A 23,050-nucleotide genomic window follows, 5' to 3' on the forward strand; every position below is an offset into this window, starting at 1 on the left:
TCCGGGCTCGTCGCTTCGCGCCGCCCTCAGGTGCGCAACTGCGCACCGGGGAATGACGGGTCGATCAATCCACCAAAATCACCCTGACATCGTTGACATTGGTCAACGTCGGCCCGGTCAGCAGCAAATCCCCGGTCTGCGCGAAGAAGCCGGTGGCATCGTTGTTCTCGAGATAGGCCCTCGGATCGAGGCCGAGCGACTTCATCTTCGCGAAGGTCGCCTGATCGATCACCGCCCCGGCCGGGTCGGTGGCGCTGCCGGCGCCGCCATCAGCGCCGTCCGTGTCGGCGGCCAGCGCCGAAATGTCGGGCGTGTCCTTGAGCTGGTCGGCCAGCGCCAGCGCGTATTCCTGGTTGGGGCCGCCGCGGCCGTTGCCGCGCACCGTCACCGTGAGCTCGCCGCCGGAGACGATCGCGACGCGCTTGCCCTCGGCGCGCGCCTTCAGCGCAAGCTGCGCGTGCGCGGCCGCGACGTCGCGGGCCTCGCCTTCGAGATCGGCGCCGAGCGCGATGGTCTCGTAGCCGGCGTCCTGCGCGACCTTCACCGCGGCGTCGATCGAGGCTTTCGGCTTCGCCAGCAGCTCGAACGTCGCCCGCGCAAAGGCCGGATCGCCGGGCTTGCAGCTCTCGTTGCTGGGATCGTCGAGCGCGCGGCGGACCGCATCGTCGACCGAAAGATTGTATTTGGCGACCAGCGCACGGGCATCGGCCAGCGTGGTCGGATCCGGCACCGTCGGCCCCGAGGCGATCGCGGAGGGATCGTCGTGCGGCACGTCCGAGATCGCCAGGGTCACGATCTCGGCGGCGTGCTGGCCGGCACGCGCCAGCCGTCCGCCCTTGATCCGCGACAGATGCTTGCGGACGATGTTCATCTCGCCGATCGGCGCGCCGGAGCGCAGCAGCGCGCGGTTGACCTGCTGCTTCTGGGCAAAGCTCACGCCCTCGACCGGCGCGATCCAGTTCGCCGAGCCGCCGCCGGTCAGGAGCACCAGCAGCAGATCGCCGGGCGTGGCTTCTGCCGCGAGCTGCAGCGTATCGTCGGCCGCGCGCAGGCCGGCTTCGTCGGGCACCGGGTGGCCGGCCTCGACCACCCTGATGCGGCGGGTCGGCACGCCATGGCCGTGGCGGGTGGTGGCGATGCCGACCAGCCGTGACGGCTCAAGGCCGAGCGTGTCGAGATAGTGCCGCTCCGCCGCAGCCGCCATCGCGCCGGCGCCCTTGCCGGCGGCGAGGCAGATCACGCGGCCCTTCGGTGCCGGCCGCAGCCGCGACGCCAGCACCACATCGGGATGCGCAGCCGCGACCGCGGCATCGAAGATCGAACGCAGGAAGGGACGACGGTCGGTCATGGCTGTGCTTTCGTTACGCGGTCAATTGCCGCCGACTTCGCCGCTGATGACGTCGCCGAACAATTGCCAGCGCTCGCCCTTGAACTGCATCAGCTGCAACTGCTCGATCGGCTGGAAGTCGGCGGGCCCCGTGGTCAGCGTCACGCCGGGCAGCAAGCCGCCCTGCGCGAACTGCTGCAGGCTCGCCGCCTGCTTCATCACATTGGCGCGGGTCAGATCGTCGCCGCAGCGGCGCAGCACCTCGACCATGGTGGTCGCCATGTTGTAGCCGGTCATCGCCGAGGCATCGACGCGGTTGGTGTCGGGCATGTATTTGGCGAGCAGCTCGTCGAACGCCTTCATGCCGGCGTCGTCCTTCCACTGCGGATCGCTGGCGTCCTTGGCGTAAGCCGCCGAGATCACGCCCTGCGCATTGTCGAGGCCCGCGGGGCGCATCACCGTCGCGGTGGAGGCCGATACGTTGGAGACGATCGTCACCGGCTTCCAGTTCATCTCGCCGAGCTTCTTGATCGCCTGGGCGCCGAATTTCGGCGTGGTGAAGAAGATGATGACGTCGGGGTTGGAGGATTTCAGCCGCACCACATGGGAATCGATGGTGGGCTCGGCGACCTCATAGCTCTCCTTGGCGGCAATCCGCGCCGGGTCGCTGGCGAAGCCGTCTTCCAGGCCCTTCAGATAGTCCTTGCCCATGTCGTCGTTCTGGTAGAGCACCGCGACCTTGGCGGCGGGCTTCTCCTTGAGCAGATATTTTGCGTAGATCCGCGACTCGCTCTGGTAGCTCGGCAGCCAGCCCATGGTCCACGGGAACGCTTTCGGATCGTTCCACTTGGTGGCGCCGGTGGCGACGAACAGCTGCGGCACCTTCTTGGCGTTGAGGTATTTCTGGATCGCGGTGTTGGAGGCGGTGCCGAGCGTGCCGAACAGGAACAGCACCTCGTCGCTCTCGACCAGCTTGCGGGCCTGCTCGACCGCCTTCGGCGGCGAATAGGCGTCGTCGTAGGAGATGAAGTTGATCTTGCGGCCATTGATGCCGCCGTCGTCGTTGACCTTCTTGAACACCGCGGCCATCGTCTTGCCGACCACGCCATAGGCCGACGCCGGGCCGCTATAGGGCACGATGTTGCCGATCTTGATTTCGGTGTCGCTCGCACCGGTGTCGTATTTCTTCTGCGCCCATGCGGCATGGCCGGTCGCGGTGGCGACGGCGAGGCCGAGCAGGGCGGTTGCGACACGGTGACGGATCGGCATCGGCATTTCCCGAAATCTCCTTGTTGTTGCCGGCGCACTGGGGCGTCGGGTTCTTTGTCGGGGTCTTGCCGGTTTACCTAGCGCATTGCCGGCCAAAGTGTAAGCGACATCGCTCTCCGAGGGCGATGAGCGGATGACAGGGCTCATGAAAAAGCCCCCTGCGACCGTATCGCGCAGGGGGCCATTGTCAGCCGGATATCTGCCGGAAATCAGCCGCCGACGTCGGCGCTGATGACGTCGCCGAACAGTTCCCACTTCTCGCCCTTGAACTTCATCAGCTGCAACTGGCTGATCGGGGCGAAATCGTTCGCGGCGGTATTGATCTTGATGCCGGGCAGCAGCACCTCGGTGCGGAAGTCCTGCAGGCTCGCCGCCTGCTTCATGATGTTCTCGCGGGTCAGGTTGTCGCCGCACTGCTTGAGCACCTGAACCAGCGTCTGCGCCACGCCGAAGCCGACCACGGTGCCGCCGTCGAGCTTGTCGCCCTCGGGGAAGTCCTTGGCCATGAAAGCGTAGAATTCCTTCATGCCGGGATCATTGTCCCATTGCTTGTCGGAGGCGTCCTTCAGATAGGCGGCGGAGATGATGTCCTGCGCGTTCTCGAAGCCGGCCGGCTTGATCACGCTGCCGACCGAGGCCGACACGTTGTTGAGGAAGTGGGTCGGCTTCCAGCCGATCTCGGCGACCTTCTTGATCGCCTGCGCCGCGAACTTCGGCGTCGCGATGTCGATGAAGACGTCGGCGTTGCTGGCCTTCAGCTTGACGATGTTGCTGTCGATGGTCGGCTGCGACGTCTCGAAGCTCTCCTCCGCGACGATCATGCTGGCGGCCTTCTGGCCGAGGCCGTCCTTCAGACCCTTCAGATAATCCTTGCCGTAATCGTCGTTCTGGTAGAGCACCGCGATCTTGGCGTTCGGCATGTTCTTCAGGATGTACTTGGCGTAGATCTGGGTCTCGCTCTGGTAGTTGGGCTGCCAGCCCATGGTCCAGGGAAAGTCCTTCGGATCGTTCCACTTGGTGGCGCCGGTGGCGACGAACAGCTGCGGCACCTTCTTGGAGTTCATGTATTTCTGGATCGCCGAGTTCGACGGCGTGCCGAGCGAGTTGAAGATCAGCAGCACCTCGTCGCTTTCGACCAGCTTGCGGGCCTGTTCCACGGCCTTTGGCGGCGAGTAGGCGTCGTCATAGGAGATGAAGTTGATCTTGCGGCCGTTGATGCCGCCGGCGTCGTTGATCTTCTTGAAATAGGCGGCCTCGGTGCGGCCGATGATGCCATAGGCGGAGGCGGGTCCGCTGTAGGGCATGATGTTGCCGATCTTGATCTCGGTGTCGCCGGCGCCGGTGTCGTATTTCTTCTGGGCAAGCGCGGCGCTGCCGGATGTCGCGACGAGCGCGAGCGCGGCCCCGAGGACCGCAAGTCTTGTGGTAGCGGACATTGATGTCTCTCTCCCTGTTGTCAGACGAATGTGTCGCGGCCCCCTGTTTCGGGAGCTCTGTTGTTATGCGATGAAAATACCATCTTAGGCGGGCCGTCTCAACGGAAAGCCCCTGCGACAACGCCGCAGGGGCCGCGTATTTTAGTCGACAATTCCGGGTCAGCCGCCGACGTCGCCGCTCAAAATTTCACCAAAGCGATCCCAGGTCTCGCCCTTGAAGCGCATCAGTTGCAGTTGCGAAAGCGGCGCGAAGTCGGTCGCCGAGGTGTTGACCTTGACGCCCGGCAACAATCCGCCGGGCTCGTAATCGCGAATGCTGGCCGCCTGCTTCATGATGTTCTCGCGCGTCAGATTGTCGCCGCATGCCTTGAGCACGTGCACCAGGCCCTGCGAGACGATGTAGGCGTACATCACGGAGGCATCGGCGCGGTTCGCGTCGGGATAGTACTTATCGAGGAATTCGTTCCAGGCGATCATTGCCTTGTCGGTCTTCCACTGCGGATCGGTCGGATCCTTCAGATATTGCGACGAGATGATGTCCTGCGCGGCCGCAAAGCCGGCCGGCTTGATCACGCTGCCGATCGAGGACGAGACGTTGTTGAGGAAGTGCAGCGGATGCCAGTCGAGCTCGGCGTTCTTCTTGATCGCCTGCGCCGCGAATTTCGGCGTCGTGATGTTGAAGAACACGTCGGCGCCGGAGGCCTTGAGCCTGACGATATGGGAATCGATGGTCGGCTCCGTCACCTCGTAACTGTCCTCGGCGACGATCATCGATGCGGCCTTGCTGCCGAGCCCGTCCTTGAATCCCTTCAGATAGTCCTTGCCGTAATCATCGTTCTGGTAGAGCACCGCGATCTTGGCGTCCGGCTTGTTCTTCAGGATGTACTTCGCATAGATGATCGACTCGCTCTGGTAGTTGGGCTGCCAGCCCATCGTCCAGGGGAATTCCCGCGGGTCGTTCCACTTGGTGGCGCCGGTGGCGACGAACAGCTGCGGCACCTTCTTCTGGTTCATGTATTTCTGGATCGCCGAGTTCGGCGGCGTGCCGAGCGAATTGAAGATCATCAGCACCTCGTCGCTCTCGACCAGCTTGCGCGCCTGCTCGACGGTCTTCGGCGGCGTGTAGGCGTCGTCGTAGCTGATGAAGGTGACCTTGCGGCCGTTGATGCCGCCCTCGGCGTTGATCTTGCGGAAATACGCCTCCTCGGTCTTGCCGATCACGCCATAGGCGGAGGCGGCTCCGCTGTAGGGCATGATGTTGCCGATCTTGATTTCGGTGTCGCTGGCGCCGGTATCGTATTTCTTCTGGGCAAGCGCCGCGCTGCCGGATGCGGAGACGAGCGCGAACGCAACGGCAAATGCCGCCAGATGTCGTATTGCAGACATGCGGTTTCTCTCCCTGATAGCCGATGATGTGTCGCGGCCCCCTGTTTCGAGGGCTCGTTGTTATCGGTGGAAACTATCATTTTACCTGGGGCGTCTCAACGAAAAGCCCCCGTGGCGTGACCGCGCGGGCTGCGTCTTTAGTCGCGCTCGCCGATCCGCCCGATCTAACCGCGGAGATTGCGGTGAGCCAAGGTCGCGCTGCTGAGTTGAGCGTGCGGATGGCGGCGAAAATTCGCGAAGATCAGTTGCTCAGATTGCTCGAGATGATGTCACCGAACAGCTCCCACTTCTCGCCCTTGAACCGCATCAAGCGCAATTGCTTGATCGGCGCGAAGTCGGTGGGCGAGGTGTTGATGCTGATGCCCGGCAGCAGCGTGCCGGGGACATAATCCTTCAGGCTCGCGGCCTGCTTCATGATGTTGGCGCGGGTCAGGTCGTCGCCGCACATCTCGAGCACCTTCGCCATGGTCTGCGCGGCGGCGTAACCGTACGAGGTGGCGCCGTCGAGCTTGTTGGCGTCGGGATAATCCTTCTTGAGGAAGGCGAGGAATTTCTGCATGCCGGGATCGCTGTCCCATTGCGGATCGGCGCCGTCCTTGAGATAGGACGCCGACAGGATGCCCTGCGCATTCTCGAAGCCGGCCGGCTGCATGACGCCGCCGACCGAGGCCGAGACGTTGGCGACGACCTGAAGTGGCGTCCACGCGATTTCGGCGGCCTTCTTGATCGCCTGCGCCGCGAATTTTGGCGAGGTGATGCTGATGAAGGTGTCGGCGCCGGAGGCCTTCAGCTTGACGATGTGACTGTCGATCGTCGGCTCCGACGTCTCGTAGGCTTCCTCGGCGACGATCATCGCAGCCTTGTCGCCGAAGGCGTCCTTCAGGCCCTTGAGATAGTCCTTGCCGAAATCATCGTTCTGGTAGAGCACGGCAACCTTGGCGTCGGGCTTGTGCTTCATGATGTATTTTGCATAGACCCGCGCCTCGTCCTGGTAGGACGGCTGCCAGCCCATGGTCCATGGATAGTTCTTGGGGTCGTTCCATTTCGAGGCGCCGGAGGCGATGAACAGCTGCGGCACCTGCTTCTCGTTCATGTATTTCCGGATTGCCGCGTTGGTCGCGGTGCCGACCGAGCCGAACACCAGCAGCACCTCGTCGTTCTCGACCAGCTTGCGCGCCTGCTCCACCGTCTTGGGCGGCGAGTAGCCGTCGTCGTAGGAGATGAACGTGATCTTGCGGCCGTGGATGCCGCCGGCCTCGTTGATCATCCTGAAATACGCCGCCTCGGTCTTGCCGATCACCCCGAAGGCGGAGGCAGGACCCGAATAGGGCATGGTGTTGCCGATCTTGATCTCGGTGTCGCTGGCCCCGGTGTCGTAGCTCTTCTGCGCCAGCGCGACATTGCAGCTCGTCAGGAGCAGAGCGAATGCGGACAACAGCGCCGTCAGGGACGGACGTGCGGCAGTCATGGTTTCCCCACCTCGGGTTCTTAGTTTCGCGTATTCAATACCATCGGCGCGGGGCGTCAACAAAAAGCCCCCGCGACAGAGATCGCGGAGGCTGCTGTGTTATTCCCGCAGTGCAACGTCACTCGGAGGGGATGTCGCCGGAAATGATCTCGCCGAACAGTTCCCACTTCTGACCCTTGAAGCGCTGCATCTGCAGCTGGGCGATCGGGGCGAAGTCGGTGGCCGAGGTGTTGATCTTGACGCCGGGCAGCATGGTGTCGGGCGCAAAGTCCTTCAGGCTCGCCGCCTGCTTCATGACGTTGGCGCGGGTAAGATCGTCGCCGCACATTTCGAGTACCTTGGCGAGCGTCTGCGCGGCGCCGTAGCCGTAGACGACGCCGTTGTCGGTCTTATCGACGCCCGGCATGTACTTGTCGAGAAACGCGTTCCACTTCTTCATGCCGGGATCGCTGGCCCATTGCGGGTCGGAGCCGTCCTTGGCGTAGGCGGCCGAGAGCACGCCCTGGGCATTGTCGAAGCCGGCCGGCTGCATCACGCTGCCGACCGAGATCGACACGTTGGTGATGATCTGCAGCGGCTTCCAGCCGAGCTCGGCGGTCTTCTTGATGGTCTGGGCGCCGAATTTCGGCGTGGTGTAGATCAGCAGCACGTCGGGATTGGCGGCCTTGATCTTGACGATATGTCCGTCGATCGACGGCTCGGATACCTCATAGCTCTCTTCCATGATGATGCTGGAGGATGCCTTGGCGCCGAAGCCGTCCTTGGTGCCCTTGAGGTAGTCTTTGCCGAAGTCGTCGTTCTGATAGAGGATCGCGATCTTGGCGTCGGGCTTCTCCTTCATCAGCCACTTGGCATAGATCTGGGCCTCGCTCTGGTAGCTGGGCTGCCACCCGATGGTCCACGGGAAGTTCTTCGGATCGTTCCACTTGGTGGCGCCGGTCGCGACGAACAGCTGCGGGATCTTCTTGGAGTTGAGATACTTCTGGATCGCGGTGTTCGACGGCGTGCCGAGCGGGTTGAACACGACGAGCACCTCGTCGCTCTCGACCAGCTTGCGCACCTGCTCGACCGCCTTCGGCGGCGAATAGGCGTCGTCATAGCTGACGAAGTTGACCTTGCGGCCGTTGATGCCGCCCTGGTCGTTGATCATCTTGAAATAGGCTTCTTCGGTCTTGCCGATCACGCCGTAGGCGGAGGCCGGTCCCGAATACGGCATGATGTTGCCGACCTTGATCTCGGTATCGCTGGCGCCGGTGTCGTATTTCTTTTGGGCGAATGCGGCAGTGGACGTCGCAGCAACGGCTGTGATCGCCGCGAAAATCGCGGCGATCCGAACGGTAGAAAGCATAATATCTCCTGGTTGGTTAGTTCTTCTTGAGCTTCGCGGCCAGTTGCTGGGCAACGATCGCAACCTGCCTGGCGCCGTGCGGCACGAGGAAGATGACGAGGAACAGCAGTACGCCGAACACCGCGCCGGAGAGGCCCTTGGAAATGCCTTCCGCGATGTTGGGCACGAAGATGATGAAGGCGGAGCCTACGATCGAGCCGGGCAGCCAGCCGACGCCGCCGACCACCATGCCGAGGAACAGCGAGATCGCGAGCTGGATGGTGTAGCCGTCGGGCGCCACGAACTGCACCGCGATGGCGCCGAGACCGCCGGCCACGCCGGTGATGCCGGCCGAGACGCCGAACGCCAGCGTCTTGTACAGCGCGACGTCGACGCCCATCGCGGAGGCCGCGATCTCGTTGTCGCGGATCGCCATGAAGGCGCGCCCCGAGCGCGAGCGCAGCAGGTTCACCGAGGCGACGTAGATCGCGATCGAGACCGCCAGGGTGAAGTAGTACAGCCACATGTCCTGCGACAGCGGCAGCCCGAACGGGGCATCCGGCTTGGTGACGACGAGGCCCTGCACGCCGCCGGTCCAGTGCTCGAAATAGCCGAGCTTGAGCAGCTGCGGCATTGCGGTGGCGAGCGCGAAGGTCGCGAGCGCGAGATAGACGCCGGACAGCCGCAGCGCCGGCTGGCCGAACAGGAAGCCGAAGCCGAAGCAGACGATGCCGGCGATCGGCAGCGTGAGGGCATAGTTCATGCCCGCATGCTCCATCAGGATCGCCGACGTATAGGCGCCGACGGCGTAGAACGCGCTCTGGCCGAGCGAGAACTGGCCGCTTCCGCCGGTCAGGATGTTGAGCGCCATCACCGCAAGGGCGTAGATCAGAAGCATCGTCATCTGGAAGATGATGAAGTTCTTCACGAACAGCGGGATCAGGATCAACGCGGCGAGCACGACCAGCGAGGTGCCATAGCCGAGCGTCATGGCCCGCTTGGGCACGGCTTCGACGGCGGGGGCTTCTGTGACGATTTCTTCAGCGGCGCTCATGATCAAACTCGCTTGACGATGGCGCGGCCAAACAGGCCTGCCGGTTTGACGACCAGGACGACGATGATCAGCGCAAGCGCGATCGGAAGTTTCAGTTCATTGCCGACACCGGGAATGTAGGTGCCGACCAGGTTCTCGAAGATGCCGACCAGGAAGCCGCCCATCACGGCGCCGAACGGGCTGGTCAGGCCGCCGAGCACGGCCGCGGCAAATCCGTAGATCAGCACGCCGAGCATCATGTTGGGTTCGAGGAACACCACCGGCGCGATCATCATGCCGGCGATCGAGCCGATCGCCGACGCCATGCCCCAGCCGAGCGCGATCATCCACGAGGTGTTGATGCCGACCAGCCGGGCCGATTCAGGCAACGAGGCCGCCGCCCGCATCGCAAGGCCCACCCGGGTGAAGCGGAAGAAGAAGAACAGCAGCAGCAGCATCAAGAGCGTGATGCCGATCATGCCGGCCTGGTGGGTCGAGATCAGCTGGCTGCCGAGGAACGGCGAGGAGCCGAACGGCGTCGGATACTGCTTGATGGTGAAGTCCCAGATCAGGCCGGCCACCGAGTTGATGATCGCATAGAGCGCGATGAAGCCGGCGACATTGGTCAGGATCGGCGCCTTGGCCAGCGGCTTGAACAGCAGCCGCTCGATGACGATGCCGGCGGCAAACGAGAACGCGACCGTGAGCACGAAGGCGCCCCAATACGGCACGCCCCATTGCATCAGCTGCCACGACACGAAGGTCGAGAACATCGCCATTTCGCCCTGGGCGAAATTCAGATGGTCGATGGCCTGGTAGATCATCACGACCGCGAGCGCCATGCAGGCGTAGATCGCGCCGGTGGCGATGCCGGCCAGGACCTGGTTGGCAAAAAGCTCCATTGTGCCAGCTCCTCAGTAGCCGAGATAGGATTTGCGGACGTCTTCGTTGTTCGCGATGTCCTTGGCATTGCCCGACATCACGATCCGTCCGGTTTCGATCACATAGGCCTGGTCGGCGAGCTCGAGCGCGAGTTGCGCGTTCTGCTCGACCACCAGGATGGTCACCTTTTCCTCGCGATTGATCTTGCCGAGGATGCGGAACAGGTCGCGCACGATCAGCGGCGCGAGGCCGAATGACGGCTCGTCGAGCAGCATCAGGCGCGGCCGCAGCATCAGCGCGCGCGCCACCGCGAGCATCTGCTGCTCGCCGCCGGACAGCGTGCCGGCCTGCTGGGTGTAGCGCTGCTTCAGCACCGGGAAGTGTTCGTACATCCGCTCGATGTCGGAGCCGATTGCCTTGGTGTCGGAGCGGCTGATGGCCCCGAGCTGCAGGTTTTCCTCCACCGTCATGTTGGTGAAGGTGCCGCGGCCCTGCGGCACATGGGCGATGCCGAGGCGGACGACGTTCTCCGTGGAGCGGGTGCCGATCGGCTTGCCCTCGAACTCGATCGCACCGGTCGAGCGCACCATGTTGCAGATCGCCCGCAGCGTGGTGGTCTTGCCGGCGCCGTTGGCGCCGAGCAGGGTGGTCAGCGAGCCCTCGTTGAGGGAAAAGCTGAGGCCGTGCAGGGCCTGGACCTGGCCGTAATAGGCGCGCAGGTCCTTGACGTTGAGCATCGCGGTCATTGGTCCTTGCTCCCCAGATAGGCCTTGATGACATCGGGGTCGGCCTGGACCTGGGCCGGCGTGCCTTCGGCGAGCTTGCGGCCGAAATTGAGCGCGACGACGTGGTCGGCGATCGACATCACGAGACCCATGTGATGCTCGACCAGCAGTACCGTAATTTTACGGTCATCGCGGATTTTGCGGATCAGGTCGCCGAGCACGTAGACTTCCTCGTGATTGAGGCCGCCGGCAGGCTCGTCGAGCAGCAGGATCTTCGGATCGGCGGCCAGGGCGCGCGCCAGCTCGACGCGCTTCTGGGTGCCGAACGGAAGTCCCGAGACCACGGTGTGGGCGACGTCCTCGAGATCGAGATAGCTGAGGATGCCATGCACCTTCTTGTTCATGTCGTTCTCGCCGCGGCGGACCCAGGCGAGGCGCAGCGAGTCGCTGACGATGTCGCTCGAGGTGCGCGCATGCGCGCCGACGCGCACATTGTCGATCACGGACAGATTGGGAAACAGCGCGACGTTCTGGAAGGTGCGGCCGATGCCGATCTCGGCGATCCGGTGCGGCGGCCGCGACAGGATGCTCTTGCCTTCCATCAGGATGTCGCCGGATGACGGCTGGTAGAGCCGCGACAGGCAGTTGAACAGCGTCGTCTTGCCGGCGCCGTTCGGTCCGATCAGGCCGAGGATCTGTCCATGGCGCATGTCGAACGACACGCCATTCAATGCGATGATGCCGCCGAACACGACGCTGACGTCGCGAACCGCGAGCAAGGGATCATTCCCTTGCGCGAGCTGTGCCTGCGTCATCTCGTCTCGCCCGCCGTCTTCGAGCGGTGCGAGCGGCCCTGCGATGCGTTTCGCTGGACGTGATGGAGGCTATCTGATCCCCTCGGCCAAACGTGCAACTTTCCCTCCTACTCTGGTCTTTTTGCGTTCTTCTTTTTTGGATTGCGGCGCCATTCCACCGAGCGCCTGCTCGATGTTCCTTACCATCGCGACAAGACGAGGTCCAATGTCGTTGAGCAATCTGTCTTCCGTGAAGCGGAATGCCGGTGCGCCGCAATTGAAGGCGTAAGGACCGGTTCCGTCGTTCAATCTCAATGCAACGCCGACCGCGGCGACGTCATTCTGCCAGTCGCCGGCAGACATGGTGAAGCCGTACTTCGCCACTGTCTCGCCGGAGCGTTCGATGCCGTCGCGCATCTTGGCCCAGCGGCTGCCGTAGTGATCCCGCAGCTCGCGCAGTAAAGCGGCCCGATCGTCGGGTGGCAACGCCCAAATATAGGCACGACCCATTGCCGTGGTCGCGATCGGCACCCGCGAGCCGACGTCGAGTTGCACGCCGAGCGCCAGGCCGTTCCGGCTCTGCCCGAAATAGATCATGCTGTGCCGGTCGCGGCCGCCGACCGCGACGGCGCCGCCGGTCGCGCGCATCACTTCTTCTCGATAGGGCTCGGACAAATGCCGAACGCCGAGATTGGCGAGCGCGGCATAGCCGAGCGCCATCGCCGACGGCGCGAGCTGATACTTCTCGAATTTCGGTACAGGTGTAAGGTATCCCAGCTTGGTCAGCGTGTAGGTCAGCCGGGAGATGGTTGGCTTCGGTAACTTGGTGCGGGCGGCAATCTCCTGATTGCCGAGCAGCCCGTCATTGGGTTGAAATGCGCGCAGGACGTCCAGTCCGCGGGAAAGCGCGACGACGAAATTGCGATCGGTCGCGGCTTTCTTGCTGGCGCGCTTCATTCCCTCACCTTGTCATGCTCGTTGACAAGGCTCGTGCTTCAAAATAACCCTCCGTGTCAAGATGTGGAATTAAATTTCGCAGTGCGAAATTGGTCTAATCGTAGCGGCTCGACGCAAGTCGTGCAGCTACTCAACACAAGTCCAAGAACAAGCATCCAGGGAGAGTCCCGGTGAGTGAAGTCGTCAAGCTCGAACGTCATGACAACATTGCCGTCGTCACGGTTAACAGTCCGCCGGTGAATGCGCTGAGCGCGGCCGTGCGCGCCGGCATCTTCGATTGCATCAAGAGTGCGATCGATGACGCGCAGGTTCAGGGCATCGTGCTGACCTGCGCCGGCCGCACCTTCATCGCCGGCGCCGACATCACCGAATTCGGCAAGCCACCGAAGCCGCCCGGGCTCGCCGACGTGCTGAGCCTGATGGAGAGCTCGCCGAAGCCGATCGTTGCCGCGATCCACGGCACCGCGCTCGGCGGCGGTCTCGAGGTCGCGCTGGCCTGCCACTACCGTGTCGCCACCAAGGACGCCAAGCTCGGTCTGCCCGAGGTGAAGCTCGGCCTGCTGCCGGGCGCCGGCGGCACCCAGCGCCTGCCGCGCGCGGTCGGTCCCGAGCTCGCCGTCAAGATGATCGTCGGCGGCGATCCGATCGGTGCGGACGCGGCGCTCAAGGCCGGCCTGATCGAGGAGATCGTCGAAGGTCCGGCGTCGGGCGGTGAGGCATTTGCGCGCAAGGTGGTCGCCGAGAAGCGTCCGCTGCGCAAGCTGCGCGATGATGACTCGAAGCTCGCCGCCGCCAAGGCCGACCGTTCGATCTTCACCAATGCGGTCGCCGCGCTGACCAAGAAGTCGCGCGGCCTCGAGGCGCCGTTCGCCGCCGCCGACGCGGTCGGCGCCGCGATCGACCTGCCGTTCGAGGAGGGCCTGAAGAAGGAGCGCGAGGGCTTCCTCAAGCTGATGAACGGCGACCAGTCCAAGGCACAGCGCTACGCCTTCTTCGCCGAGCGCGAGGCCGCCAAGATCTCGGGCGTGCCCGACGGCACCAAGTCGCGCAACGTCGCGCGCGTCGCCATCCTCGGCGCCGGCACCATGGGCGGAGGCATCGCGATGTCGTTCGTCAATGCCGGCATCCCGGTCACCCTGATCGAGACCGGCGAGGAGCAGCTCAAGCGCGGCATGGGCATCATGCAGAAGAACTACGAGGCGACCGCCGCGCGCGGTGGCATCCCGGCGGATGCGCCCGCCAAGCGGATGGCGCTGATCAACGGCGTCGTCGGCATCGAGAACGTCGGCGATGCCGATCTGGTGATCGAGGCGGTGTTCGAGACCATGGCGGTCAAGAAGGAAGTGTTCGGCAAGCTCGACCAATACGCCAAGCCGGGCGCGGTGCTGGCCTCCAACACCTCCTACCTCAACATCGACGAGATCGCGCAGTCGACCAAGCGTCCGCAGGACGTGCTCGGCATGCACTTCTTCTCGCCGGCCAACGTGATGAAGCTGTGCGAGATCGTGCGCGCCGACAAGACCGCGCCGGACGCGCTGGTGACTGCGGTTTCGATCGCCCGCAAGATCGCCAAAGTGCCGGCCGTGGTCGGCGTCTGCGACGGCTTCGTCGGCAACCGCATGCTGGCGCAGCGCGGCAAGCAGTCCGAGAAGCTGTTGTTCGAAGGCGCGCTGCCGCAGCAGGTCGACGCTGTGGTCACCAAGTTCGGCATGCCGATGGGCCCGTTCGCGATGGGCGATCTCGCCGGTCTCGATATCGGCTGGCGCTCGCGCAAGGACCGCGGCATCAAGTCGGAGATCGCGGACGCGCTCTGCGAAGCCGGCCGCTTCGGCCAGAAGACCGGCAAGGGCTACTACAAGTACGAGCCGGGCTCGCGCTCGGCGCTGCCCGATCCGGAGGTCGAGAAGCTGATCGACGAGACGCTGGCGCGCCTCGGCCGCAAGAAGCGCGTCGTCAGCGACGACGAGATCCTCGAGCGCATGATGTACCCGATGATCAACGAGGGTGCGAAGATCCTCGCCGAAGGCATCGCGGCGCGGCCGTCCGACATCGACGTGGTCTGGCTCTATGGCTATGGCTGGCCGATCTATCGCGGCGGCCCGATGTTCTGGGCCGACACCGTCGGCCTCAAGCACATCGCCGATCGCCTGGCCTTCTACGCCAAGGAGACCAACGATCCCTCGCTCGAACCGGCGCCGCTGCTCAGGAAGCTCGCCGACGAAGGCAAGACCTTCGCCTCGCTCGCCGCGGCGTCGAAGGCGGCGTGATCGGCCGTTGGCCTAACTGTGTCGTTCCGGGGCATCGCGCAAGCGATGAGCCCGGAACCCATTGCGCCTCGGCGCATGCGGTTTGATCGATTCCGGGTCTGGCCCTTCGGGCCATCCCGGAATGACGACTTCATAGAGTCCCTGCGAAGGCATCCATGACCTATCCCGGCGAACAATATTATCCCAAGGGCGTGCAGTGGAGCGACGAGATCACGCGCGGCACGCTGCCGGACCTGCTGTCGAATGCCGCCGCCGAGTTCGGCGCGCGCCCGGTGCTCGAATTCCGCGACCGGCAGATCAGCTACAGCGAGCTCGAGGCCCTGGTCGAGACCGCGGCTGCCGCCTTCCTGCGGGCAGGCTACGGCAAGGGCGCCTCGGTTGCGCTGTTCCTCGGCAATTCGCCTGATCATCCGATCAACTTCTTCGGTGCGCTGAAGGCCGGCGCCCGCGTCGTGCATCTGTCGCCGCTCGATGGCGAGATCGCGCTGTCGCACAAGCTCTCGGACTCCGGCGCGCGCGTGCTGGTGACAAGCAATCTCTCGGCGCTGTTGCCGACCGCGCTGAAATTCCTCGCCAAGGGTCTGCTCGACCGCCTGATCGTTTGCGAGGATGACAATTGGGGCAAGGTCGGCACGCCGCAAACCGCGTTGCCGGATAACCCCGCGATCATCACGCATCGCCAGTTCATCGATGGCGCAACCAAGCCATCGCAATGGCCTGCGGTCGATGTCGAGGACGTCGCGCTGCTGCAATATACCGGCGGCACCACGGGCCTGCCCAAGGGCGCCATGCTCAGCCACGGCAATCTCACCGCGGCGGTGTCGATCTACGACGTCTGGGGCAAGCCGGGCCGGCTCGAGCGCAATGCGATCGAGCGCGTGATCTGCGTGCTGCCGCTGTTTCACATCTACGCGCTGACGGTCGTGCTGCTGTCGGTGATCCGGCGCGGGCATCTGATCTCGCTGCACCAGCGCTTCGACGTCGAGGCTGTGATGCGCGACATCGAGGTCAAGCGCGCGACGGTGTTTCCCGGCGTGCCGACGATGTGGATCGCGATCGCCTCGCTGCCCGATCTCGACAAGCGCGATCTGTCCTCGCTGGTGGTCGCCGGCTCCGGCGGCGCGCCGCTGCCGGTCGAGGTCGCCAAGGTCTTCGAACGCCGCGTCGGCATGAAGCTGAAGAGCGGCTGGGGCATGACCGAGACCTGCTCGCCCGGCACCGGCCATCCCAAGGAAGGACCGGAGAAGCCGGGCTCGATCGGGCTGATGCTGCCCGGCATCGAGATGGACGTGGTGTCGCTGGAGGATTCCACCAAGGTGATGCCGGTCGGCGAGGTCGGCGAAATCCGCATCCGCGGCCCGAACGTCACCAAGGGCTACTGGAACAGGCCGGCGGAAACCGCGGAGGCCTTCGTCGGCGACCGCTTCCTGACCGGCGACATCGGCTACATGGACGCCGACGGCTATTTCTATCTGGTCGACCGCAAGAAGGACATGATCATCTCCGGCGGCTTCAACGTCTATCCGCAGATGATCGAGCAGGCGATCTACACCCATCCTGCCGTGCAGGAAGTGATCGTGATCGGCATTCCCGACGACTACCGCGGCGAGGCGGCCAAGGCCTTCATCAAGCTGCGCGACGGCGAGAAGGAGTTCTCGATCGACGAGCTGCGCGCATTCCTCACCGGCAAGGTCGGCAAGCATGAATTGCCGGCGGCGGTCGAGTTCGTCGCCGAGCTGCCGCGCACCCCGGTCGGCAAGCTGTCGCGTCACGAATTGCGCCAGCAGCAGCCGAAGACATCCAAACCACAACAGACCGCATCAGGATCGCGCTCATGATGGACGACATGGTGCAATGAATCCGTCGTCCCGGCGAAAGCCGGGACCCATACGCCGCGGCCTACGTAATAGGCGCAAGCGGCAGCCGGCGTTGCCAAACACGTAGGCCGGTGGTTATGGGTCCCGGCCTGCGCCGGGACGACAGCAGAGAGTGATAAGGAAGTTGAATTTCAAAAGGAGGATCCGATGGATCTCGCTTTCACCAAGGAAGAGATAGCGTTTCGCGAGGAGGTACGGGAGTTCTTCAAGAACAACGTGCCGCCGGACACAAGGCGCAAGCTGCAGGAAGGCCGCCATCTGTCGAAGGACGAGATGGTCACGTGGTGGCGTATCCTCAACAAGAAGGGCTGGGGCGTCACCCACTGGCCGAAGGAATATGGCGGCACCGGCTGGACCACCGTGCAGCACTACATCTTCAACGAAGAATTGCAGTCCTATCCCGCGCCGCAGCCGCTCGCCTTCGGCGTCAGCATGGTCGGCCCTGTCATCTACACCTTCGGCAATGAGAAGCAGAAGAAGGAATATCTGCCGCGCATCGCCAGCGTCGACGACTGGTGGTGCCAGGGCTTCTCGGAGCCGGGCTCGGGTTCGGACCTCGCCTCGCTGAAGACCAAGGCCGAGCGCCGTGGCGACAAGTGGATCATCAATGGCCAGAAGACCTGGACCACGCTGGCCCAGCACGCCGACATGATCTTCTGCCTCTGCCGCACCGACAACAACGCGAAGAAGCAGATGGGCATCTCCTTCATCGTGTTCAGCATGAAGTCGAAGGGCGTCACCGTGCGCCCGATCCAGACCATCGACGGCGGCCATGAGGTCAACGAAGTGTTCTTCGACGACGTCGAGGTTCCTGTCGAGAACCTGATCGGCGAGGAGAACAAGGGCTGGGACTACGCCAAGTTCCTGCTCGGCAATGAGCGCACCGGCATCGCCCGGGTCGGCGTGTCGAAGGAGCGGCTGCGCCGCATCCGCGCGCTGGCATCCAAGGTCGAGTCCGGCGGCCGTCCGGTGATCGAGGATCCCGCGTTCCGCGAAAAGCTCACGGCCTGCGAGATCGAGCTGAAGGCGCTCGAGCTGACCCAGCTCCGCGTCGTCGCCGACGAGGGCAAGCACGGCAAGGGCAAGCCCAACCCGGCGTCCTCGGTGCTCAAGATCAAGGGCTCGGAAATCCAGCAGACCACCACCGAGCTCTTGATGGAGATCATCGGCCCGTTCGCCGCGCCCTACGACGAGCACGGCGATGCCGGCTCCAACGAGAGCATGGATTGGACCGCGCAGATCGCGCCGAGCTACTTCAACAACCGCAAGGTCTCGATCTACGGCGGCTCCAACGAGATCCAGCGCAACATCATCAGCAAGGCGGTGCTGGGGCTGTAGGCCACAAGTTCGGTGTCGTCCCCCGCCTTGCGCGCAATTGCGCACAGGGGCGGGGGGACCCAGTACGGCCGAGGCGATCGTGATTCCCAATGTGGGCCGCGGCGTACTGGATCCCCGCATTCGCGGGGATGACGAGTGGAGATCAGGGCGGACGCCCGCGTGATTTTGGAGAGATGGTAAAATGGATTTTGATCTGTCCGAGGAGCAGCGGCTTCTCAAGGAAAGCGTCGACGGGTTGCTGGCGGATGCCTACGACTTCGATGCGCGCAAGAAGTACATGAAGGAGAAGGGCGGCTGGAGCAAAGCGCTCTGGGGCAAGCTCGCCGAGCAGGGCCTGCTTGGTCTGCCCTTCGCCGAAACTGACGGCGGCTTCGGCGCCGGCGCGGTCGAGACCATGATCGTGATGGAAGCGCTCGGCAAGGCGCTGGTGGTCGAACCCTATCTGGCCACCGTGGTGGTCGCCGGCGGCTTCCTGCGCCATGGCGGCTCGGCCGAGCAGAAGGCCAATTACATCCCGGGCATCATCGACGGCAGCAGGACCTTCGGCTTTGCCCAGCTCGAGAAGAACTCGCGCTACGACCTGTTCGACGTCGTGACCACGGCGAAGAAGAAGGGCGATGGTTGGGTCATCGACGGCGAGAAGTTCGTCGTGCTCAACGGCGAGAACGCCGACACGCTGATCGTCACCGCGCGCACCAAGGGTGGCCAGCGCGACAAGGCCGGCATCGGCGTGTTCCTGGTGCCGGCCGATGCCAAGGGCGTCACCCGGAAGGGCTATCCCACCCAGGACGGCCTGCATGCGGCCGACATCACCTTCACCAATGTCGAGGTCGGCGCGGATGCCGCGATCGGCGATCCCGAGAACGGCCTGCCTTTGATCGAACGCGTCGCGGACGAAGCCCGCATTGCGCTGTGCGCGGAAGCCGTCGGTGCGATGGACGAATCGCTGAAGGAGACCGTCGAGTACATCAAGACCCGCAAGCAGTTCGGCGTTGCGATCGGCTCGTTCCAGAGCCTGCAGCACCGTGCCGCCGACATGTTCGTGGCGCTGGAGCAGGCCCGCAGCATGTCGATGTTCGCGACCATGGCGTCGGACTTCACCGATGCCAAGGAGCGTTCGTCCGCGGTCGCGGCCGCCAAGGTGCAGGTCGGCAAGTCCCTGAAGTTCGTCGGCCAGCAGTCGATCCAGCTTCATGGCGGCATCGGCATGACCATGGAGGCCAAGATCGGCCACTACTTCAAGCGGCTGACCATGATCGAGAACACGCTCGGCGACACCGACTACCATCTGCGTCGCGTCAGCGGGGGCGGCGGGCTGTTGGCGTAGTTCCAACCGTCATTCCGGGGCAGCCCAAAGGGCTGACCCCGGAATCCATTTCACCACCAATGATGCGGCCCAATGGATTCCGGGTTCTCGCTTCGCGAGCCCCGGAATGACGGCCCATCCGGGAGGCAACAACAATGAAAAACACCCCGTTCGATCTCACCGGCCAGGTCGCCGTCGTCACCGGCTCGAGCCGCGGCATCGGCCGCTCCTCGGCGGAGCTGCTCGCAAAACTCGGCGCCAAGGTCGTGATCTCCTCGCGCAAGGCGGATGCCTGCGAGGTCGTCGCCGACGGCATCAAGCAGGCCGGCGGTGATGCGCTCGTCATCCCCTGCAACATCGCGCGCCGCGCGGAGGTCGAGGCGCTGGTCTCGGGCACGATCAAGCATTACGGCAAGATCGACATCCTGGTCTGCAACGCCGCGGTCAATCCGTATTACGGCCCGCTGCTCGACATCACCGACGAAGCCTTCGACAAGATCATGGGCTCCAACGTCAAGAGCAACATCTGGCTGTCCGCGCTGGCGATCCCGCAGATGGCCGAGCGCGGCAAGGGCTCGGTCGTCATCATCTCCTCGATCGGCGGACTTCGGGGTTCGACGGTGATCGGCGCCTACGGCATCTCCAAGGCGGCCGACTTCGCGCTGTGCCGCAGCCTCGCCGGTGAATGGGGTCCGAAGGGCGTGCGGGTCAATTGCGTGGCGCCGGGCCTGGTGAAGACCGATTTCGCCCGCGCGCTGTGGGAGGACCCGGACAATCTGAAGCGCCGCACCGCCTCGACGCCGCTCCGCCGCATCGGCGAGCCCGACGAGATCGCGGGCGCAGTGGCCTATCTCGCGTCCGACGCCTCGACCTTCATGACCGGCCAGACCATCGTGGTCGACGGCGGCGTCACGACGGCGGCGACGTAAGCTCTCACTTGCCAGTATCAATCATGGCCGGGCTTCAGCCCGGCCGTGATGCGTTTCAGCTCTGCCTCAAACCTGCTCCAGCGCCCGCTCGAAATCCTCGATCAGGTCGGCGGGATGCTCGAGCCCGGCGGAGAAGCGGATGAAGCCTTCGCTGATGCCGAGTTCGGCGCGGGCTTCCGGCGCGAGGCGCTGATGCGTCGTGGTGGCGGGATGCGTGACCAGGCTCTTGGCATCGCCGAGATTGTTGGAGATGCGCGAGATCTTCAGCGCGTTGAGGCAGCGGAACGCGCCGGCCTTGCCGTCCTTGACCTCGAAGCCGACCAGCGTCGAGCCGGCACCCATCTGCTTCTTCACCGTCGCGGCCTGCGGATGATCCGCGCGGCCCGGATAGACCAGCCGCGTGATCTTCGGGTGGTTGGCCAGCGCCTCGGCGATCTTGGCCGCGTTTTCGGTCTGGGCGCGGACGCGGACGCCCAGCGTCTCCAGCCCCTTCAGCAGCACCCAGGCGTTGAACGGCGACAGCGACGGGCCGGTCTGGCGCATGAAATTATGGATGTGCTCGGCGATGAAGGCTTCCGACGACAGGATGACGCCGCCGAGGCAGCGGCCCTGGCCGTCGATATGCTTGGTCGCTGAATAGACCACGACGTCGGCGCCGAGCGACAGCGGGCTCTGCCAGATCGGCGTCGCGAACACGTTGTCGACGATCAGCCGGGCGCCGCCGCTATGCGCAATCTTGGCGATCGCGCCGATATCGAGCACGTCGAGCGTCGGATTGGTCGGGCTCTCCAGGAAGAAGGTCTTGGTGTTCGGCCGCAGCGCGCGCTGCCACTGGTCGAGATCGAGCCCGTCGACCAAGGTCGTCTCGATGCCGTAGCGCGGCAACAGGTCTTGCACCACGTACAGGCAGGAGCCGAACAACGCTTTTGAGGCCACCACGTGGTCGCCGGCCTTCAGCGGCGCGAGGATCGCGGTCGTCACCGCGGCCATGCCGGTCGCGGTCGAGCGCGCGGCTTCGGCGCCCTCGAGCTCGATCATGCGGCGCTCGAACATCGCAATGGTCGGGTTGGAATAGCGCGAATAGATGAAGCCGGGATCCTGGCCCTTGAAGCGCGCCTCGCATTGCTCCGCGCTGTCGTAGACGTAGCCCTGGGTCAGAAACAGCCCTTCCGACGTCTCCCCGAATTGCGAGCGCAGCGTGCCGCCATGGACCAGGCGGGTTTCGGGACGAAAATGGGCGGTAGAAGAAGACTTGGCTTCAGAAGACTTGGATTCAGACATGTGACCTCCGAAGTGGCCATTTCCGCTGGAAAATGACCACAAAAAAACCGGCCTGGAGAAACCTCCACAAGCCGGGATCACACTGTCCCCGGCCTGTTTAGCGACTTATTTAACGTGGCTGCAAGCCGGCCGGCTCAAATCACCACGGGATAAGTGCAGCTGATATTCCCTCGCGCCCTTTCCGTCAAGACGGTCATCGGATAACCCGTAAAAGCCTATATTTTGGGGCTTGGTGGCCGTTGAGACTATGATTTTGGGCCATCTCGAGGGATCGCCGAGGGACCGTATCGTGTCGTTCACGCTGGAAGATGAATCCAACGGAATCCTGCCCGACCGCATGATCGCGGAGATGGCGGAGGCCGGCCTCATTCTGCCCGCCTACGACTTCGTCGAGAGCCAGATCCAGCCGGCGAGCCTCGATCTCCGCCTCGGCGACATAGCCTACCGGGTCCGCGCCAGCTTCCTGCCGGGGCCCGATGCCACTGTCGCCGAGCGGATCGACCAGCTCAAGCTGCACGAGATCGATCTGTCCGACGGCGCCGTGCTGGAGACCAATTGCGTCTACATCGTCCCGCTCTTGGAGAGCCTGGCGCTGCCGCCGGAGATCGTGGCTGCGGCCAATCCGAAGAGCTCAACCGGACGGCTCGACGTGTTCACCCGCGTGATCGCCGACGGCACCCGCCGCTTCGACATGATCGGCGCCGGCTATCACGGCCCGCTCTATGCCGAGATCTCGCCGAAGACGTTTCCCGTGCTGCTGCGCGAGGGCTCGCGGCTCAGTCAGGTCCGCTTCCGGATCGGCGAGGCGACCTTGACCGCCGACGAGCTCGACGCGCTGCATGCCTCCGAGCGGCTGGTCGACGCCGACAATGCCGATCTCACCCATGGCGTCGCGCTCTCGGTCGATCTCTCCGGCGCGAGCTCGGGCGGCTTCGTCGGCTATCGCGCCAAGCGCCACACCGGCGTGGTCGATGTCGATCGCCGCGGCGGCTATGCGGTCGACGACTTCTGGGAGCCGATCAAGGCGCGCTCCGACGGCAGCCTGATTCTCGATCCCGGCGAGTTCTACATCCTGGCCTCGAAAGAGGCTGTGCAGGTGCCGCCGGACTACGCCGCGGAGATGGTGCCGTTCGATCCGCTGGTCGGCGAATTCCGCGTCCACTATGCCGGCTTCTTCGATCCCGGCTTCGGTTATGCCGGCGCCGGCGGCAAGGGCGCCCGCGCCGTACTGGAAGTGCGCTCGCGCGAGGTGCCGTTCATCCTGGAGCATGGCCAGATCGTCGGCCGCCTCGTCTATGAGCGCATGCTGGAGCGCCCCGACGCACTCTACGGCCAGCGCATCGGCTCGAACTACCAGGCGCAGGGCCTGAAGCTCTCCAAGCATTTTCGCGTGTAATTCCGCGAGTCGGATTTCGCGTCATCCTCCGCCGTCATTCCCCGCGAAAGCG

General features: G+C 64.2%; 18 protein-coding genes and 1 riboswitch. Of the genes, 6 read left to right on the plus strand and 12 right to left on the minus strand.

Annotated features, from left to right (window positions below; genetic code table 11):
- Positions 1 to 64: 64 nt before the first annotated feature.
- The 11 genes from BRSPCE3_RS21265 to BRSPCE3_RS21315 form a co-directional block, all read right to left on the minus strand.
- Positions 65 to 1,348 (minus strand): glycerate kinase, encoded by a 1,284-nt coding sequence (locus BRSPCE3_RS21265; protein WP_244068052.1) that lies wholly within the window; start codon positions 1,346 to 1,348, stop codon positions 65 to 67.
- Positions 1,349 to 1,369: 21 nt separating this feature from the next.
- Entirely contained in the window at positions 1,370 to 2,602 is a 1,233-nt protein-coding gene (locus BRSPCE3_RS21270) for an ABC transporter substrate-binding protein (protein WP_244068053.1), read from the minus strand.
- 203 nt (positions 2,603 to 2,805) lie between these two features.
- The gene (locus tag BRSPCE3_RS21275; RefSeq protein ID WP_244068054.1) at positions 2,806 to 4,032 is read right to left on the minus strand and encodes an ABC transporter substrate-binding protein; all 1,227 of its coding nucleotides are present in this window, start codon (positions 4,030 to 4,032) and stop codon (positions 2,806 to 2,808) included.
- 159 nt (positions 4,033 to 4,191) lie between these two features.
- A complete protein-coding gene (locus BRSPCE3_RS21280; RefSeq protein ID WP_244068055.1) occupies positions 4,192 to 5,418 on the minus strand; it encodes an ABC transporter substrate-binding protein in 1,227 nt (408 codons plus the stop codon).
- Positions 5,419 to 5,659: 241 nt separating this feature from the next.
- Positions 5,660 to 6,886: an ABC transporter substrate-binding protein gene (locus tag BRSPCE3_RS21285; RefSeq protein ID WP_244068056.1), complete on the minus strand. Its 1,227-nt coding sequence runs from the start codon at positions 6,884 to 6,886 to the stop codon at positions 5,660 to 5,662.
- Between the two features lie 118 nt (positions 6,887 to 7,004).
- Positions 7,005 to 8,234, minus strand: coding sequence for an ABC transporter substrate-binding protein (locus BRSPCE3_RS21290; protein WP_244068057.1), 1,230 nt, complete (start codon positions 8,232 to 8,234; stop codon positions 7,005 to 7,007).
- A 16-nt stretch (positions 8,235 to 8,250) separates the two neighbouring features.
- The gene (locus BRSPCE3_RS21295; protein WP_244068058.1) at positions 8,251 to 9,267 is read right to left on the minus strand and encodes a branched-chain amino acid ABC transporter permease; all 1,017 of its coding nucleotides are present in this window, start codon (positions 9,265 to 9,267) and stop codon (positions 8,251 to 8,253) included.
- Positions 9,268 to 9,269: 2 nt separating this feature from the next.
- Positions 9,270 to 10,148 (minus strand): branched-chain amino acid ABC transporter permease, encoded by an 879-nt coding sequence (locus BRSPCE3_RS21300; protein ID WP_021076976.1) that lies wholly within the window; start codon positions 10,146 to 10,148, stop codon positions 9,270 to 9,272.
- A gap of 12 nt (positions 10,149 to 10,160) precedes the next feature.
- Complete coding sequence (locus BRSPCE3_RS21305) at positions 10,161 to 10,874, minus strand: ABC transporter ATP-binding protein (RefSeq protein WP_050406253.1); 714 nt, start codon at positions 10,872 to 10,874, stop codon at positions 10,161 to 10,163.
- The gene (locus BRSPCE3_RS21310; RefSeq protein ID WP_244068059.1) at positions 10,871 to 11,668 is read right to left on the minus strand and encodes an ABC transporter ATP-binding protein; all 798 of its coding nucleotides are present in this window, start codon (positions 11,666 to 11,668) and stop codon (positions 10,871 to 10,873) included. Before BRSPCE3_RS21310 ends, BRSPCE3_RS21305 begins: the two co-directional genes overlap by 4 nt.
- Before the next feature lie 69 nt (positions 11,669 to 11,737).
- Positions 11,738 to 12,604 (minus strand): IclR family transcriptional regulator, encoded by an 867-nt coding sequence (locus BRSPCE3_RS21315; protein ID WP_244068060.1) that lies wholly within the window; start codon positions 12,602 to 12,604, stop codon positions 11,738 to 11,740.
- Positions 12,605 to 12,774: 170 nt separating this feature from the next.
- On the opposite strand from BRSPCE3_RS21315, the gene BRSPCE3_RS21320 reads away from it, so the two are divergent.
- The 5 genes from BRSPCE3_RS21320 to BRSPCE3_RS21340 all read left to right on the plus strand — a co-directional run bounded on the left by BRSPCE3_RS21320 (position 12,775) and on the right by BRSPCE3_RS21340 (position 20,321).
- A complete protein-coding gene (locus BRSPCE3_RS21320; protein WP_244068061.1) occupies positions 12,775 to 14,871 on the plus strand; it encodes a 3-hydroxyacyl-CoA dehydrogenase NAD-binding domain-containing protein in 2,097 nt (698 codons plus the stop codon).
- 155 nt (positions 14,872 to 15,026) lie between these two features.
- A complete protein-coding gene (gene pimA / locus BRSPCE3_RS21325; protein ID WP_244068062.1) occupies positions 15,027 to 16,709 on the plus strand; it encodes a dicarboxylate--CoA ligase PimA in 1,683 nt (560 codons plus the stop codon).
- 186 nt (positions 16,710 to 16,895) lie between these two features.
- On the plus strand, positions 16,896 to 18,086 hold the full coding sequence (gene pimC / locus BRSPCE3_RS21330; RefSeq protein ID WP_244068063.1) for a pimeloyl-CoA dehydrogenase large subunit: 1,191 nt from the start codon (positions 16,896 to 16,898) through the stop codon (positions 18,084 to 18,086).
- Between the two features lie 181 nt (positions 18,087 to 18,267).
- Positions 18,268 to 19,413: a pimeloyl-CoA dehydrogenase small subunit gene (gene pimD / locus BRSPCE3_RS21335; RefSeq protein WP_244068064.1), complete on the plus strand. Its 1,146-nt coding sequence runs from the start codon at positions 18,268 to 18,270 to the stop codon at positions 19,411 to 19,413.
- Between the two features lie 134 nt (positions 19,414 to 19,547).
- The gene (locus BRSPCE3_RS21340) at positions 19,548 to 20,321 is read left to right on the plus strand and encodes an SDR family NAD(P)-dependent oxidoreductase (RefSeq protein WP_244068065.1); all 774 of its coding nucleotides are present in this window, start codon (positions 19,548 to 19,550) and stop codon (positions 20,319 to 20,321) included.
- Between the two features lie 66 nt (positions 20,322 to 20,387).
- On the opposite strand, the gene BRSPCE3_RS21345 is transcribed toward BRSPCE3_RS21340, so the two are convergent.
- Positions 20,388 to 21,602, minus strand: coding sequence for an O-succinylhomoserine sulfhydrylase (locus BRSPCE3_RS21345; RefSeq protein ID WP_244068066.1), 1,215 nt, complete (start codon positions 21,600 to 21,602; stop codon positions 20,388 to 20,390).
- 76 nt (positions 21,603 to 21,678) lie between these two features.
- A riboswitch (SAM riboswitch) is annotated at positions 21,679 to 21,758 on the minus strand.
- A gap of 133 nt (positions 21,759 to 21,891) precedes the next feature.
- On the opposite strand from BRSPCE3_RS21345, the gene BRSPCE3_RS21350 reads away from it, so the two are divergent.
- Positions 21,892 to 22,998 carry a 2'-deoxycytidine 5'-triphosphate deaminase gene (locus BRSPCE3_RS21350; RefSeq protein ID WP_244068067.1) on the plus strand — a complete coding sequence of 369 codons (1,107 nt, stop codon included), beginning with the start codon at positions 21,892 to 21,894 and terminating at the stop codon, positions 22,996 to 22,998.
- Positions 22,999 to 23,050 lie beyond the last annotated feature (52 nt).

This window comes from Bradyrhizobium sp. Ce-3 (assembly GCF_022835695.1).
Classification (GTDB): domain Bacteria; phylum Pseudomonadota; class Alphaproteobacteria; order Rhizobiales; family Xanthobacteraceae; genus Bradyrhizobium.

Excerpts from the sequence above, each read along its gene's own strand:
- BRSPCE3_RS21345 (WP_244068066.1), bottom strand. The coding sequence starts at position 21,602 with ATGTCTGAATCCAAGTCTTCTGAAGCCAAGTCTTCTTCTACCGCCCAT.
- BRSPCE3_RS21270 (WP_244068053.1), bottom strand. The coding sequence starts at position 2,602 with ATGCCGATGCCGATCCGTCACCGTGTCGCAACCGCCCTGCTCGGCCTC.
- BRSPCE3_RS21265 (WP_244068052.1), bottom strand. The coding sequence starts at position 1,348 with ATGACCGACCGTCGTCCCTTCCTGCGTTCGATCTTCGATGCCGCGGTC.
- pimA (WP_244068062.1), top strand. The coding sequence starts at position 15,027 with ATGACCTATCCCGGCGAACAATATTATCCCAAGGGCGTGCAGTGGAGC.
- BRSPCE3_RS21300 (WP_021076976.1), bottom strand. The coding sequence starts at position 10,148 with ATGGAGCTTTTTGCCAACCAGGTCCTGGCCGGCATCGCCACCGGCGCG.
- BRSPCE3_RS21295 (WP_244068058.1), bottom strand. The coding sequence starts at position 9,267 with ATGAGCGCCGCTGAAGAAATCGTCACAGAAGCCCCCGCCGTCGAAGCC.
- BRSPCE3_RS21285 (WP_244068056.1), bottom strand. The coding sequence starts at position 6,886 with ATGACTGCCGCACGTCCGTCCCTGACGGCGCTGTTGTCCGCATTCGCT.
- BRSPCE3_RS21305 (WP_050406253.1), bottom strand. The coding sequence starts at position 10,874 with ATGACCGCGATGCTCAACGTCAAGGACCTGCGCGCCTATTACGGCCAG.
- BRSPCE3_RS21280 (WP_244068055.1), bottom strand. The coding sequence starts at position 5,418 with ATGTCTGCAATACGACATCTGGCGGCATTTGCCGTTGCGTTCGCGCTC.
- BRSPCE3_RS21275 (WP_244068054.1), bottom strand. The coding sequence starts at position 4,032 with ATGTCCGCTACCACAAGACTTGCGGTCCTCGGGGCCGCGCTCGCGCTC.
- BRSPCE3_RS21315 (WP_244068060.1), bottom strand. The coding sequence starts at position 12,604 with ATGAAGCGCGCCAGCAAGAAAGCCGCGACCGATCGCAATTTCGTCGTC.
- pimC (WP_244068063.1), top strand. The coding sequence starts at position 16,896 with ATGGATCTCGCTTTCACCAAGGAAGAGATAGCGTTTCGCGAGGAGGTA.
- BRSPCE3_RS21340 (WP_244068065.1), top strand. The coding sequence starts at position 19,548 with ATGAAAAACACCCCGTTCGATCTCACCGGCCAGGTCGCCGTCGTCACC.
- BRSPCE3_RS21310 (WP_244068059.1), bottom strand. The coding sequence starts at position 11,668 with ATGACGCAGGCACAGCTCGCGCAAGGGAATGATCCCTTGCTCGCGGTT.
- BRSPCE3_RS21290 (WP_244068057.1), bottom strand. The coding sequence starts at position 8,234 with ATGCTTTCTACCGTTCGGATCGCCGCGATTTTCGCGGCGATCACAGCC.
- pimD (WP_244068064.1), top strand. The coding sequence starts at position 18,268 with ATGGATTTTGATCTGTCCGAGGAGCAGCGGCTTCTCAAGGAAAGCGTC.